General features: G+C 67.2%; 11 protein-coding genes. 7 read left to right on the forward strand and 4 right to left on the reverse strand.

Annotated features, from left to right (window positions below; genetic code table 11):
* Positions 1 to 146 precede the first annotated feature (146 nt).
* Positions 147 to 989 (reverse strand): hypothetical protein, encoded by an 843-nt coding sequence (locus H6717_35745; protein MCB9582445.1) that lies wholly within the window; start codon positions 987 to 989, stop codon positions 147 to 149.
* A 306-nt stretch (positions 990 to 1,295) separates the two neighbouring features.
* On the opposite strand from H6717_35745, the gene H6717_35750 reads away from it, so the two are divergent.
* From H6717_35750 to H6717_35760, 3 genes are all read left to right on the forward strand, one after another.
* The gene (locus tag H6717_35750; protein ID MCB9582446.1) at positions 1,296 to 2,273 is read left to right on the forward strand and encodes an OmpA family protein; all 978 of its coding nucleotides are present in this window, start codon (positions 1,296 to 1,298) and stop codon (positions 2,271 to 2,273) included.
* A gap of 72 nt (positions 2,274 to 2,345) precedes the next feature.
* Entirely contained in the window at positions 2,346 to 3,026 is a 681-nt protein-coding gene (locus H6717_35755; GenBank protein MCB9582447.1) for a hypothetical protein, read from the forward strand.
* Positions 3,027 to 3,082: 56 nt separating this feature from the next.
* Positions 3,083 to 5,356 carry a hypothetical protein gene (locus H6717_35760; GenBank protein MCB9582448.1) on the forward strand — a complete coding sequence of 758 codons (2,274 nt, stop codon included), beginning with the start codon at positions 3,083 to 3,085 and terminating at the stop codon, positions 5,354 to 5,356.
* On the opposite strand, the gene corA is transcribed toward H6717_35760, so the two are convergent.
* Together corA and H6717_35770 are read right to left on the reverse strand one after the other, a co-directional pair.
* Positions 5,357 to 6,493, reverse strand: coding sequence for a magnesium/cobalt transporter CorA (gene corA, locus H6717_35765; protein ID MCB9582449.1), 1,137 nt, complete (start codon positions 6,491 to 6,493; stop codon positions 5,357 to 5,359).
* A gap of 107 nt (positions 6,494 to 6,600) precedes the next feature.
* The gene (locus H6717_35770; GenBank protein ID MCB9582450.1) at positions 6,601 to 7,041 is read right to left on the reverse strand and encodes a nuclear transport factor 2 family protein; all 441 of its coding nucleotides are present in this window, start codon (positions 7,039 to 7,041) and stop codon (positions 6,601 to 6,603) included.
* Between the two features lie 334 nt (positions 7,042 to 7,375).
* Here H6717_35770 and tgt point away from each other — a divergent pair, with 334 nt between their 5' ends.
* Both tgt and H6717_35780 read left to right on the forward strand, forming a co-directional pair.
* Positions 7,376 to 8,530 carry a tRNA guanosine(34) transglycosylase Tgt gene (tgt, locus tag H6717_35775; protein ID MCB9582451.1) on the forward strand — a complete coding sequence of 385 codons (1,155 nt, stop codon included), beginning with the start codon at positions 7,376 to 7,378 and terminating at the stop codon, positions 8,528 to 8,530.
* Between the two features lie 63 nt (positions 8,531 to 8,593).
* Entirely contained in the window at positions 8,594 to 9,175 is a 582-nt protein-coding gene (locus H6717_35780) for a YdeI/OmpD-associated family protein (protein ID MCB9582452.1), read from the forward strand.
* Positions 9,176 to 9,178: 3 nt separating this feature from the next.
* Here the strand turns inward: H6717_35780 and H6717_35785 are convergent, their stop codons facing one another.
* Entirely contained in the window at positions 9,179 to 12,730 is a 3,552-nt protein-coding gene (locus H6717_35785; protein MCB9582453.1) for a DUF255 domain-containing protein, read from the reverse strand.
* Between the two features lie 472 nt (positions 12,731 to 13,202).
* Here H6717_35785 and H6717_35790 point away from each other — a divergent pair, with 472 nt between their 5' ends.
* Both H6717_35790 and H6717_35795 read left to right on the forward strand, forming a co-directional pair.
* Positions 13,203 to 13,670: a hypothetical protein gene (locus H6717_35790; protein MCB9582454.1), complete on the forward strand. Its 468-nt coding sequence runs from the start codon at positions 13,203 to 13,205 to the stop codon at positions 13,668 to 13,670.
* Positions 13,671 to 13,759: 89 nt separating this feature from the next.
* Positions 13,760 to 14,065 carry a hypothetical protein gene (locus H6717_35795; GenBank protein ID MCB9582455.1) on the forward strand — a complete coding sequence of 102 codons (306 nt, stop codon included), beginning with the start codon at positions 13,760 to 13,762 and terminating at the stop codon, positions 14,063 to 14,065.
* Positions 14,066 to 14,148: the final 83 nt, after the last annotated feature.

The raw sequence follows: 14,148 nt of genomic DNA on the forward strand, positions 1-14,148 counted from the left end.
TGCTCCTGGCTCAGGCGAAACAGCTCCGACGCCGGGCGCCGACACCGCGAGATCGCCGGCGACGCCACTTGCCGCGCTGCAGCACGACGGAGCGGCCTCCCTATAGACCAAGAATCGTTTCAGAGGAAGCCAGATCGCCCGGAATTTCAGCCAAACAGGGGGCCCGTGATGGCCACGAACACGGTCAAGTCCGGCATCCGACCGAAATACACCGGGTAACCCCCGAGATGGTCCGCCGCCAGCATCGCCAGCGCGTCCGCCAGGATGGCGTCGCAGTCGAAGCCCGGCGTGCACAGTACGCCTTGGCCAGGCCACGCCTCTGCCCGCTCCGCGAGCTTTCGCGTGCCGCTCACCAGCGCCGGCACCTGGCCATAGCTCTTGTCGGCCCAGGACCAGCGGAAGCTCTCGTAGGGTTTGGACCAGGAGCCCACGATCTCCATGCGCGCTCCGATCTGGTTGCCGTCGGCCTCCTCCAGCTCGAGCTCACTCTGCTCCAGGTGCAGTGACCAACCCACGTGGTTCTCCAGCCACGGAACCAGCTCTCGCTGCCGCGCTTCCCACTTGGGCTGCCCTTCGTGCAGTGCTTGCAGCAGCTCGTCCCCGAAGAGCAGATCCCCCGGGTCCATCTCCAGGTGCGCGATCACCTGCTTCTTCTCGCCGTAGTCGAAGAGATCCAGACAAATGGGCCCATCTCCGCGGCGCTCCACCTCTGCGCCGCCCAGCTCCCACTCCACGCCATCGGCCGAAAGCGCCAGCCGCAGCAGCTCGAACGACTGCGCCAGCTGCTTCTGCGCCGCCCGTGGATCCACCGGCACGCTCCACTCGGGCCGCGCGTTGGAAAACTGCGTGATGCTCGAGCTCACCTCCAGCTCTCCGTTGTGCATGCCCAGGCCGATCTCCGAACGGATCCACTGCGTGGGCAGGGCGAGCATCAAACGATCGGCCACGGCGTAGCCGGCATCCATCACACTGGGAGCTTCAGTTTGCATTTCCATGTTGGTCCGGCGCGAACCCCGTCGCGTTCCCTCTCGTCCCCACCCGCGGGGCAGCCATAGCACGGCTTGTCACGCGGTCCGAGACGCGACGGCACGGGGGCGCGCTGGGCGGCCGCGCCGGGGTTCGCGCCGCAGCGACAACAAGCGTCACCTGACGGTAGCGATCGTCCAGCTGGCGCGTCACCGCGTGGAGGCGGCGACGCGGGAAACGCCGTGGTTTGTCGCTTGGCACCAGGCTTGCGATGGGTCCGGAGACCGCGCCGCGGTTGGCGCACTTCACCCGAGGACGAGAGCAACATCATGACCACGACGTTTCACAAGACCTTGATCGGCGCGCTGATGCTCGGCGCGCTTGCCGTGGGCCAGCCCGACGCGCGAGCGGCCGGATCCTGTCCATCTGGAGCGACCTCCACGCTGGAGGATTTTCCGCCCTACAAGTACGAGCTACGCCCCGCGCACAACGCGCAGCTGGACGCCATCGCCAGCTCCATCGCGGCCACCCTGAAGACGAAGTCCGTCAAGCGGGTGCGCATCGTGGGGCACGCGGCGCTGTACGGGAAGAGCGACTTCGCGAAGACCGCGCGCTACCGAGCGTCGGTGGTCGAGTCCGAGATCCAGGCGCGGCTGGCCGCGCGAGGCGTGAGCTACAGCTCGATTCGCTTCGAGAGCTCCGGTCGCTCCACGGACTGCCCGGTGGCGACGAACTCCACCCAGGCCGGCCGGGCGAAGAACCGTCGGGTGGAGGTGTGGATCGACACCGGCCCGAAGCCGAAGCCCAAGCCGACGCCCAGCGCCAAGAAGCTCACGACCCGCGATGCGCTCATGAGTCTGCGCGACAGCACCAGCAACCCGACCACGAAGTGCCTTGCCCAGAAGGTGCTGAACGGCAGCGCGGATCACGACTTCCTGCCCATCGACGGCTTGAACGCGTTCATGAGCATGCCCATCCAGAAAGTGGGTATCCACGGCTATACGGGCTTCGAGCGGGACCTGAAGGACTGGTCCAACAAGCAAGTGCAGAGGATCCGCTCCGTGCCCACGAACCAGAGCGATCAGCAGCGTTTCAACAGCGCATTCTTGGGTGCGCAGTCCGACTTGCTGAAGGGCGTCCGCGCGCTGAAGGAGCTCGACTGCTACGACAAGCGCACGCCCGCGGTGCGAAAGTACATCCTCGACCAGACCAAGCGGAGCAAGTCCGTCTACAGCTGCTCCGTGGTCAAGGACTTGGTGAACACCATGATCAAGGACGTCCGCGGCATCCACGGCTGCCACGGTTGAGCCCGACGCTGCCGGGAGTCGTCCGACGCGACGCCTCCCGGCTCGGCCGTCCATCGGCTACACTTCGAGGCCATGAAGCGTTGGGGGCTCTTTGGGTGCGTGATGGGGTGTTGGCTCGCGGCGTGTCAGCCGCAGAAGCCCGCGGACGCGCCGGGTATCGCGCCGAGCCAACAACAAAAGCCCAAGGAAGAGTCGGGGCAGGAGACGGTGGGGGAGGCGGAGGAGCCGCCGTTCAAGGAAGACGCGGTGCAGGCGCTGGGAGCGCTCGCGACGTTTTGGGCGCTCGGACTTCAAGGCAGCTCCAAGAACGCACCGACGAGCTGGCACGTGCACGCGGCCTCCGGCACCTGCATGCCGAAGGAGAGCGGCGGATTTCGAGTGGCGAACGAGCGCGTGTACGGACCCGGGGACGAGAGCGTGACCTTGTGGGACGAGAAGCAGAAAACCGAGGTCACCATGTACACCTATCCGGCGACCCGCGCGCTGGATGCGGAGTTCGACGACGTGCTGGCATCGATGGCTCAGACGTGCACGGAAGGGCCGATGGTCAGTGCGGTGCAGGGCGACACCCACTTCGGTGCTTGTGTGCGTCGCTTGGAGGGAGATCTCCTGCTCATCGAGCAAGCCGTGTTGTTTCAGCGGGCCAAGTGGCTGCACAAGGCGCGCATCACGTTTGCTGCACCCGCGCTCGGAGACTCGCAGGACGCTGCCATGAGCCTCTTGAGCCAAGCGTTCGCTCCCTGCAATCCGTGACGGGCGTCACTTGTCGCCTCCCGTCAGCGTGAAACCTTGGCGCTGGGAGGTGAAGCATGCGCGTCACGCTCGTCGGTCGTCGTCTGGAGCACAACGAGAACCTGGGGCTCTGCTACCTCCGGGCAGCCCTGGAGCAAGCGGGAGTGCGCGTCGCGGTGCTGTACCTGAACGACGCCATGGATCTGGCGCGGGCCGCGCAGCAGGTGCTCGTCCAACGGCCCGAGGTGCTCGGCTTGGCGCTGGCCGACGGCGGCTCTGCCACGCTGCCGCTCGCGCTCGGTGAGGCCGTCACGCGCGCGGGGTATCGTGGGCACATCACCGCGGGCGGACAGTTCGCCACGCTGGCGCGGCACTGGTTGCTCGAGCGTTACCCATGGCTCGACAGCGTGGTGCGCTTCGCCGGAGAGCGTCCCATCGTGGAGATCGCAGAGCGCGTTCAGCGCGGCGTGGACGTGCTCGGTGTTGCGGGAGTGACGACGCGAGATGGAGACGGCACGCCGGCGGACGTGATCGACCCGCGTCCGCTGGACTTGTTCCCAGCGCACGACGAGCTGCCCGAGGTGCTCGGCTATCCCGCGGCGCACATCACGGCGTCGCGGGGTTGCTGGGGACGCTGTCAGTACTGCGGGCCCGCGGCCCTTTCCACCCAGGAGCGGCGTGAGGGCACCCGCGCCGGTGTGCCGTCCGCAGCGCTCACTGCTCACGGCGTGGGCGGGCTCAAGCGACGCGAGATCACGCGGGTGGCCGACGAGATGGCGGCGCTGTGGCACGAGCGCGGCGTTCGCTACTTCTACTTCGTCGACGAGCACCTCTTGCCCTACGCGGAGGGCGAAGCGCTCGAATACCTGGCAACTTGGAAGCGTGCCCTGGCGGAGCGAGAGGTCGGCGCTCTCGGCATTGGCGCCATGATGCGCGCGGATCGGATGACCCCGGCGATCGTGCGCGGCTTCGCTGATTTGGGGCTGATGCGCGCGTTCGTGGGCCTGGAGATCGCCACGGACGAAGAGGGCCGTCACTTCGGCCGACGGGCGCCAGGGCCGCGGGAGCTCGAGCTGTTCTCCGTGTTCGCGGAACAGGGCGTGGCCACCGTGGGCAACCTGATGCTGCTGCACCCGTACTCGACACCCGAGAGCATCACGGCAGGTATCGACATGCTCGAACGAATGCCCTCCGGGGTGTTCGAGGCCACGCGCATGATGGTCTACCACGGCACTCGTTTGATGAAGACGATGGCCGAGGAAGGTCGCCTACTGGGCAATCCGCTGCGCTACGGCTACACCTTTGCCGATCCGGCGATGGAGCGCTTCGCCGAGATCTTCACCCGCCTGCGCGGTGAGCTGTTCTGGGACTACAGCCTCGCCTACCGCACCCACGACGCGTTCATGGCCTTCGGTCTCGCGCGTCGTGTCGCGGCGGAGCGCGTGGAGCGCTCCGTGGAGCGGCGTCTCGAGCGTGCACGCGCTGACGTGAATGCCCTGTACGTGGCGGCCTACCGGCGCGCGTTGGCGCTCGCCCTCGGTGGCGGCGGCTTTGCCGAGGCCGGCCCGTTGATCGCAGAGCTGTTGCCGCGTTCGCGGCACATCGTGCGGCAGCTCGACGCAGTGGAACAGGAGCTTTTGACACCCGCGCGGCGCGGGGCGCGGCTGTTCGCGCCGATGCGCTCGGCGGCGGCCAGCGCCATCACCTTTGCCGTCGCCTGTGGCGGCGAGACGATGGCGAGCGCACCGGCACCGAAGGACGCGAGCACTGACGCGACGGGCGGCACGGGCGGCACGGGCGGCACGGGCGGCAGCGGCGGCACGGCGACGTGCACGGACGCCGACATCGAGCCGGCGCGCCAGCAAGTCCGAGATCTGCTGGCGGACAAGCTGTCGTGCTTCTCCGGCGCCGTGACGTTCACACCCAGCGGCCACGAACCGAGCTTCTCGCTCAACGCGTACACCGGCCTGATGAGCTTGCACGCCTGCGACACCCCGGCGGCTCAGGCCGCGACTGCGAAGATGAACGCCGCCGCCAACGCCGCCCTCGCGGGCAACGTTCCCGCATGCATTTTGGGCGGAGGTGTGGGGCCCGTGAGCGTGGACGTGCAAGGCGGCGCCACCAGCGAGGCCGAGCAGATGGCGACCGCCATCAACCAGGCTTGCTCGTCGCTGATCAGCATCAACTCGCAGTTCACCATCGTGCTGGATGCCGCGGGCAAGGTTTCGAAGGTGACGTCGGACGCGGCCACGGCCCCGCTGGCGGCGTGCGTGCAGAAGGCGCTGACGGGACTCACGTTCCCGTGCTTGGCCAGCTTCGAGGTGTGCCCGGAGTACGTGATCGCGGAGTAGTCAGTCGTCGTGGCGGGGCGGCGGTAGGGTCACGTCCTCTCCGCCGAGCCAGCCCTTCTTGCGGAAGTAGAACAACAGCGCTGCCGCCATCAGCAGCATCAACCCCAAGGCGAAGGGGTAGCCGTAGTCCCACTCCAGCTCCGGCATGTTCCAGCGCGAGCGGTGCGGATCGAAGTTCATGCCGTAGATGCTGGAAACGAAGGTGAGCGGAATGAAGATGGTGGCGATCACCGTCAGCACTTTCATCACCTCGTTCATGCGATTGCTCACGCTGGAGAGGTAGATGTCCATCAAGCCGCTGGCGATTTCCCGGTGCGTTTCCAGCACGTCCAGCACTTGAATCACGTGATCGTAGCAGTCGCGCAAGTACACTCGAGTGTCGTCGCTCACCAACGGGGTGTCGTCGCGATACAAGGTGGAGAGGGCCTCGCGCAGCGGCCACACGGCGCGCCGCAGGGTGAGCAGCTCGTGGCGAGCGTGCTGAAGGCGCGCCGGCAAATCCGAGCGCGGTTCGTGGATGGCCTCTTCTTCCAACAGCTCGAGGCGATCGCTCACGCCTTCGAGAACCGGGAAGTAGTGATCCACCACCGCGTCGAGGACCGCGTAGGCGAGGTAATCGCACTGGGCCTTGCGCACCTTGCCCAGCGCCTTGCGAATGCGATCGCGCACCGGATCGAAGCAATCCCCCGCTTCTTCTTGCAGCGTGACCACGAAGCGGGCGCCCAAGAACACGCTGAGCTGCTCCGTGACGATCTCGTCGCCCGGTTGCACCTGCCGCGCCACCACGTACAGGTAGTCCTCGTATTCTTCGAGCTTGGCTCGCTGGTGGACGTTGAGCACGTCTTCCAACGAGAGGGGGTGCAGGCCCAGTACTTCGCCTACGGAGCCGATGACGTCGGCGTCTCCCAGACCGTCCACGTTGATCCAGGTGACCGGATACTTCTCCAGGAACGGTCGTATCTCGCTCGCGTCCTGCAGCGACCGCTCTTCCAGCCGGTCCGCGTCGAAGGCCATGACGGAGATGCTCGGCTTGGGGGCGTTCGGATCCGCCGACAGCGTGCCCGGCGCGGAACCCGGGGCCGTGCGTCGATGCGGTACCGCGTCTTTCTGCTTCTTGCGCTTACCGCGTCGGGCCATCGATCCTCGCGTACCTCGGGGCTTCGGTCGCGTCACCAGCCACCAAGCCGTGCGTCGCCACTTTGCGCCGTAAATTGACGGGAGGAGCTCGGGGGTTCAGCTGCTGGTCACAACTCGCCGGTCACGACTGCTTTGCCGGTCTCGGCGTCGAAGGGCACGGACGCGTGCTCGTGAACGAACTTCCAGCCGTCGTCGAATTTGCGCAGGCAGCTGGTTGCGCGTACCCACATGCCGACCTCGGTGCCGTCGACCAGAGTGCCGCTGATTCGAACCAGGAAGTGGCAGAAGGCGAGCTCGGAGCTTGCGGTGACCTCCAGATCGCGGATCTCGTGGCCGATGTCGCCTCGGTATGCGGAAAGCCACTCGTGCTTTCGAGCGAGCGTCTCGGCGCTACGATGTACGAACGGGGCGACAGCATCGAACACGACGACGTCCGTGTGGTTCGCGGCGGTCAGGGTGGCGGCATCCTTGCAGGCAATCGCCCGGGTGCGTAGCTCGAATAGCTCTCGGATTTCCGCTTCGGCCTTGGGGTCGTTCGTTGTGTGCATGGTGACCTTTCGCGAAGGGGCGCGGCGGGGGGTGAGGTCGCGCGGAAAATCGGTTGATATGCGAACTAATTGGGCGGCGCGTGAGGGGGCATGAAGGCGGCTGCGCCAACAGCACGCGACGGAGCTGGGATTGATGAGCGCCGAGCTCTGGCGGCACATCCATCGTTTGTTTCTTGTTGGTCCGGCGCGGAAGCTCCGCGGAGTGTCGTTTCCGCGGCGGGCCGACATCCAGAAGAGGCTGCAAGTGCGCTGACGCGCAGTCCCAACGCCCACGCTCCATCGCGGGAAGCACACGGAGGCCTCAGCCTTCGCGGGCTGCTAACCTGGCGTCCGCATGCTTCCCTTTCGCGTGCTCGAACGCGACACCGGCTCCCGCGCCCGGCGCGGCGCCATCGAGACGCCGCACGGCCGCATCGAGACCCCGGCGTTCATGGCGGTGGGGACCCGTGCCACGGTGACGGGGCTCACGCCTGCCGACTTGCAGGAGGTCGGCGCTCAGGTGGTGCTCGGCAACACCTACCACCTCATGCTGCGCCCCGGTCCCGAGCTGTTTCGGCGCGTTGGGGGCATCCACGGTTTCATGGGGTGGCCGGGGCCGGTGCTCACCGACTCCGGCGGCTACCAGATCTTCAGCATGGCCGAGGAGCGCAGCGTCCACGAGCGCGGCGCGCGCTTTCGCAGCTACGTCGATCGACGGGTGCATTTGCTGTCACCGGAGCGTTCGATTGAGGTCCAGACCGCCCTCGGGTCGGACATCATGATGGTGCTGGACGTGTGCGTCGACGGCACCTCCGACGAAGCGACCTCCCGCGCCGCCATGGAGCGGACGCACCGCTGGGCGCTGCGCAGCCTCGCCGCTCGCAGCAACCCCGACCAGGCCCTGTTCGCGATCGTGCAAGGCGGGGTGCATCCGTCGCTCCGGCGGCAGTCCGCGGCGTTCTTGCGTGAGCATCCGTTCGACGGCTTCGCCCTCGGCGGATTGGCCGTGGGCGATCGTCGCGCGGACCGCGAGGAGATCACGCAGCTGGCCAGTGAGCTCTTGCCCGACGACAGGCCGCGCTACCTGATGGGCGTCGGAACGCCCCCCGAGCTGTTGAACGCCATCCTCGCGGGCATCGACCTGTTCGACTGCATCCTCCCGACGCATTTGGCATGGCAGGGGACGGCGTTCACCTCGCGCGGCAGGGTGAAGCTGACTCGAGCAGAGCACGGGAGCTCCGACGCGCCGCTCGACCCCGATTGCGCCTGCAGCACGTGCACGACCTTCGGGCGCTCGTACCTGCATCACCTGTTCGCCTGCGGCGAGCCCCTCGGGCCGCGCCTGTTGTCGATGCACAACTTGCACCACTATCTCTCGCTCATGACGGAGGCGCGGAGCGTCATCGAGGAAGGACGCTACGCCCCTTGGGCACGCGAGAAGATCGAAGCGATGGACCGCCACGAGCACAGCGGGCGTCGCATCGGTCAGGCGACCATGATGCCGACATGACACCGCTGCGTGTCGCGTTTGTACAATACGTGCGTGCGCGCTTCGCGTAGAACGAGCAAGGACATGGCGAAGCTCCCCGATGACTTGCCCATTCGGTCCTTCCCGAGCGCGACGGCGTTCGGCCGCTGGCTCGCGCGGGAGCACCGCAAGAGCCCGGGCATGTGGTTGAAGATCCCGAAGAAAGACCGCGGAAAGGCGGGTCCCACCTATCGCGAGGCGCTGGAAGAAGCGCTGCGCTTTGGTTGGATCGACAGCCAGAAAGCAAAGCTCGACGACGACTTCTACCTGCAGCGTTTCACTCCTCGGGGTCCGCAGAGCCGGTGGTCGAAGATCAACCGCAAGAACGTCGAAGCGCTCATCGCCGCCGGTCGCATGATGCCCGCCGGCATGAAGGAAGTGGACGCCGCCAAGCGGGACGGCCGCTGGAAGAAGGCCTACGCCTCCCAGAGCTCCGCGAAAGTTCCGGCGGATCTGAAGGCCGCCCTGGATGCCAACCCCAAGGCGCGCGCCTTCTTCGCCGAGCTGAACGCCCAGAACCGCTTTTCGATCCTCTATCGCATCCAGGACGCGAAGCGTCCCGAGACCCGCGCGCGGCGCATCGCAAAGTTCGTCGAGATGTGTGCTCGCGGCGAAACGCTCAATTGACGGCTACGCGCTCGTCGCGGCGAGCGCTTTCTTTGGATCCGCCAAGGGCTCCCAGCTCATCATTGCGATCGCGTCGTCCACGTACTCTTCGGCGCGCATGCCCACCAGCACACAGGTGACGCCCGGCGTGCTGGCGAGCGTCCACAGCGCCTTTTGCGACAGCGGGGCGTCGCGCCGCTCTTCCGGCACGTGCTTGGACAGGGCGTCGTGGATGCGCTTCACCCGGGCGCGGCTGCGCTCCGCCGCGCGCTCACGCACGGCCAGCAACAAACCTTCCAGCGCTTCGCCATAGCGACCGCGGAAGTCGCGCCACGCGTCGGCGTTCTGGCTCTTGCCCAGGGCGCCGTCCAGCGCGGAAAGTACCTGGTTCACGCGCGGCAGCACGACGTCGTGCTCGAGCTCGTTCCATTGCGGCAGCGTCTGCGCCCGCGCCGGGATGCGCCCGAGCTGCTCCGCCCAAGAGAGGAGCGACTCTGCCGGCGGGCCGCCCTGCCCGGTGCTCAAGGACGGCGCGAAGTTTCGGCGGAACTCCGCCTCCAAGCTGCTCAGGCGCGAGAGCGACGCTTCGTAGGGCGGCACGCCGGCATAGCGCGGCGGATCCGCGAGGCGCACCAGGCCCTCTTCCGTGATCGCGTTCAGCGGTCGATTCACGAGCACCGCGATGTTCTTCTGCGCGGCCAGCTCGAGCACGGTGTGGCTTTCGTTGTTCTTCAGCAGCGCGGCGTTCGCTTCCAGCAGGTTCATTGGCAGCTGCACCACGCGGAAGCCTTGTCCGGCGACCTCGAGCATGCGAGCCAGGGACGTCGCCTCGCGATCGTCCGCGCCTGCCGTCAAGCTGTTGCTGCTCACGCCGTAGGCGCGGATGCGTCCGCGGCGGATCTCCTCCTCGAAGTGCGCGAAGGCCGCGCCGAGGCGACGGTAGAACTCCGTGCGCAAGTCTTCCAACGGTCCTTCGCCGCGCTTCACCGCGGCCGTGAAGAAGTACTCCGGGTTGTGCACCAAGCACACGTCCAGCTGCTCGAGACCCAGGCGATCCAGCGAGCGGGTGAGCTGATCTTCCAGCCAGCTCGGGTGCATGCAGTGCCAGATGCGGGTGCCGACCTTCACCATCTCCGGGAACGGGTCACCGTCGCTCTCGCGCTGCTCCGCCAGAGACAGGTTCTTGCCCTGCACGTAGCCGATCTTGCTCACCACCACGACTTCTTCGCGGCTCAGCTCGCCGCGGGACACGAGATCGTGGATCACCTCGCCGATCACGCGCTCGCTGCGGCCGTCGGTGTAGTTGGTGGAGGTGTCGAGCAGGTTCACGCCGGACCGGAGCGCGTGGGCGATGGCTGCGCGGTGCGCCGGATCGCCGTCGTCCACCCGATAGCCGCCGAAGCCGAGAGGGCTCACGGACAGCCCCGCCAGCTCGCCGCCCTTGACGTTCCGCGTGCCCTCCGCCGTGGCGTGCCCCGCGAGGCGCCGCGCCCCCACGCTCGCCTTGCGCTCCACGCCTTGCCGGAAATCCGAAAGCGCGGCCGCCACGCCTGCGGGTTCCGTCACCGGAGCTTGGCAGGTGAAGTTCTGGCACACGTACAGCGCCGGGCGGCCTTCCACCTGGCCCTTGTCCGCCGTGAGCGGCCGCTCCGAGAGCGGCTCCCCAGGGTCCACGTGACCGATCACGCGGTGCGGGATGAAGTGCTTTGCCACCTCGCGCTTCAGCGCTTCGAGAGCGGCGTCGCCGCGCTGCCCCGCGAACACCAGCTCCACCGGCGGCTCCAACAAGAGCTCCGCCACGTCCAGGAGCGTGGAAAAGGATCGCGGTGAGCGCTCCACGAGCTTGCCGTAAGCCCGCACCGCCTGCGCCGCGCGCTCCGTGAGCTCGCTCTTGTCGAGCTGACGCCCGAGGCGCGCGAGCACCCGCGCCGCAATGGAGTTCGCGTTCGGCAGCGCGCCGTCGTGCCCTTCGCGCATGCGCGCCACCAGCGGCTCGTGAGCGTGGGCCGTGGAGAAGAACGCCCCCGCCTCGGCGTCGCCAAAGTCCTCGAGCATGCGCCCGGCGAGGCGCTCGGCGTGCTCCAAGAACTCGAGCGAGCCGCCGGCCTCGTACAGATCCAACAAGCCGTCGCACAGGTAGGCGTAGTCCTCCAGCACTGCGTCTAGGTGCGCACGCCCTCCCCGCGCCGTGCGAAACAGCCCGCCGTCCGGCCGCCGCAGATTGCCGAGCACGTCCCGCGCCGCGCGCTCCGCGGAATCCAGGTATTCCGCATCGCCCAGCACCCGATAGCCCTCCGCCATGGCGCCGATCATCAAGCCGTTCCAGCTGGTGAGGATTTTGTCGTCGAGCAGCGGCGGCACGCGCGAGAGCCGCGCCTCGTACACCTTCTGTCGCGAGCGCTCGAGGGACGCGCGAAGCTCGTCCGTCTCCAAGCCCAGCTGCGAGGCGATGTCCGCCAGCGGCCGCGGCGTGTTGGGGATGCTCGTTCCCTCCCAGTTCCCCGACGCGCGGATGTCGTAGTACAGGCAGAAGCGGTCGGCCTCTTCGGCGCCCAAGATCTCCGCGATCTCGTCCGGCTGCCACACGAAGAACTTCCCCTCCTCGCCCTCGCTGTCCGCGTCCGTCGCCGAGTAGTAACCGCCCGTCGGCGATTGCATCTCGCGCACCACGTAGTCCAGCGTTTCCCGCGCCACGCGCTCGTACTCCGCGCTGCCCGTCACCTGCAGCGCTTCCAGGTACACGCGGGCGAGCTGCGCGTTGTCGTACAGCATCTTCTCGAAGTGCGGCACGAGCCAACGCTCGTCCGTGGAGTAGCGCGCGAAGCCGCCCCCCACGTGATCGTACATGCCGCCGTTCTTCATGCCGTCCAGCGTCTTTTGCGCCATGCGGAGCGCTTCTGCGTCGTCCGTCTTGGCGTGGTGCGTGAGCAAGAGATGCAGCGCCGCGCTGGGCGGGAATTTCGGCGCCGCGCCGAAGCCCCCGAAGCGCGGGTCGAACGCAGCCGCCAGCTGCCGCACGGCATCTTTCACCGCGCCTTCCCCCACGCTGCCCGGCGCCGTGAGCGCCGCCTGCTCCTGCACGTGCCGGGTGAGCTCCTCGGCCTGTTCCAGGAGCTTGTCGCGCTCGTTGTCCCACATGTCCCCGAGCAGCGTCAGCAGCTTCGGAAACCCGGGTCGCCCGTAGCGATCGTCCGGCGGAAAGTACGTGCCCGCGAAGAAAGGCCGCTGGTCCGGCGTCAGGAACACGGTCATGGGCCAACCGCCGCTGCCGGACAGCGCCACCGTGGCGGACATGTAGATCTCGTCCAGATCCGGACGCTCTTCCCGGTCCACCTTCACGCACACGAAGCGCTCGTTCATCTGCGCCGCGATCGCCTCGTTCTCGAAGGACTCGCGCTCCATCACGTGGCACCAGTGGCAGGCCGCGTAGCCAATGCTGAGCAGGATCGGTTTGTCCTCTTGCTTGGCGCGCCCCAGCGCCTCGGGGCCCCAGGGATACCAGTCCACGGGGTTCTTCGCGTGCTGCAGCAGATACGGGCTGGTCTCTCCCGCGAGGCGGTTCTCGTGCGCGCTCATGGACCGTGAGGTAGAGCGCCTGGCCCACCCCGGCAAGCCGCCCAGCTAACGAAAACTGCCGTTTTTTGCCTCGAGCATGTCGCTTCGCCGCGGAACCACCCGGTCCGGACCCGCGTGTCGACTCTGTTCCGCGGCGGCCCGACAACCCCCAAGAACGTGCCACCCGTTCGGCGACCAGCTCGGCGAAAGAGTCGCTACGGCGGCTCCGCCAGCGCGCGCCTTTCGATTGAACCCGCGACCGTGGCATCCCGCTGCCGCAGACGGTAAGCTCGACTCGTGTCGACGGTCGATGACGCACAGCTGGATGATCTGACGCCGGAGCAGCGAGCGTGGATTGTTGCTGACGAAGAGCGCTGGCAACGCGCGCACAGCATCGCAGCACGACACGCCGGCGTGGATGTCGGTGGCATCTACCACGTGTTGCGCAACCTAGAGAAGACTCCCAGCGAGCGCCTACGGGCGGCGTTACGGCATGGCAGACTTTTCCGCGTTCACGCCCGGTGAGCGCGCCGTTCTGGATGCGCTGAAGCGAAACAACGTCCGATTCATGGTCGTCGGCTTGAGCGCGGCTGTGCTTCAGGGCGCCAACGCCGCGACGCGGGACATAGACGTTTGGTTCGAGGACGTGAGCGATCCGCGCATCGGACGTGCAATTCGCGAAGCAAACGGGATCTGGGTCAGCGGCAGCTTTGGGATGCGCCCACCGCAAATCGGAGGTGACGAGGTCGGTGACCGTCTGGACGTCGTGACGCACATGCATGGACTCGGGACGTTCGCATCCGAACTCGAGCACTCCACCCTCATCACCGTCGACGAGCTACCCCTTCGAGTCCTGAATCTCGATCGAATCCTCGCGAGTAAGCGTGCCGCAGGTCGCCCGAAGGATCTGGCAGCCATACCCGCACTGGAAGAGGCGTTGGCGGCGCTAGACACGGAGTGACGACGACGGAACAGGGGTCTTTGCCGAGCGTGGTCGCCAAGCGCGCAAGGACGGTGCTTCGGGCCCAGGGAAGTGATAGCGCTCACGACATGAAACAGGGGGCGGCGAAGAAGCGACTGGCCGTCGCAATGATTGCGCTTGTTCTTGTCGTCGTTGCCGCGTGCTCCGACGGTAGCGGCACTGCGGCCACCGGAGACGACTGCCACTACGCGATCGGTGCTGCGGACCAAAGCGGCAATCAAACTTGCAGCGTCACCTGCATCCCTTATTCCGTCGAGTGCGCTCGTACTGCAGGCGGTCCGGCCGAGTGCACGTGCAGCAAGGGCCCAAAGACAGGGACGACGTTCTCCCAGGTCGACTGCGACGTGAGCACGACCGTAGAGCACTGCAAGTAGACCTCCAGGTCGACCCCCCGCGGTCGCCAACCCACGGTTGGGCACAGCCGCAGGTCATTGGCGGGGTCCCGGATTGAGCTGGC

This window comes from Polyangiaceae bacterium (genome assembly GCA_020633235.1).
Classification (GTDB): Bacteria; Myxococcota_A; Polyangia; order Polyangiales; family Polyangiaceae; genus JACKEA01.

Bases quoted from the DNA above. Each gene is read 5' to 3' on its own strand.
- H6717_35745 (MCB9582445.1), bottom strand. From the start codon at position 989: ATGCAAACTGAAGCTCCCAGTGTGATGGATGCCGGCTACGCCGTGGCC.
- H6717_35750 (MCB9582446.1), top strand. From the start codon at position 1,296: ATGACCACGACGTTTCACAAGACCTTGATCGGCGCGCTGATGCTCGGC.
- H6717_35755 (MCB9582447.1), top strand. From the start codon at position 2,346: ATGAAGCGTTGGGGGCTCTTTGGGTGCGTGATGGGGTGTTGGCTCGCG.
- H6717_35760 (MCB9582448.1), top strand. From the start codon at position 3,083: ATGCGCGTCACGCTCGTCGGTCGTCGTCTGGAGCACAACGAGAACCTG.
- corA (MCB9582449.1), bottom strand. From the start codon at position 6,493: ATGGCCCGACGCGGTAAGCGCAAGAAGCAGAAAGACGCGGTACCGCAT.
- H6717_35770 (MCB9582450.1), bottom strand. From the start codon at position 7,041: ATGCACACAACGAACGACCCCAAGGCCGAAGCGGAAATCCGAGAGCTA.
- tgt (MCB9582451.1), top strand. From the start codon at position 7,376: ATGCTTCCCTTTCGCGTGCTCGAACGCGACACCGGCTCCCGCGCCCGG.
- H6717_35780 (MCB9582452.1), top strand. From the start codon at position 8,594: ATGGCGAAGCTCCCCGATGACTTGCCCATTCGGTCCTTCCCGAGCGCG.
- H6717_35785 (MCB9582453.1), bottom strand. From the start codon at position 12,730: ATGAGCGCGCACGAGAACCGCCTCGCGGGAGAGACCAGCCCGTATCTG.
- H6717_35790 (MCB9582454.1), top strand. From the start codon at position 13,203: ATGGCAGACTTTTCCGCGTTCACGCCCGGTGAGCGCGCCGTTCTGGAT.
- H6717_35795 (MCB9582455.1), top strand. From the start codon at position 13,760: ATGAAACAGGGGGCGGCGAAGAAGCGACTGGCCGTCGCAATGATTGCG.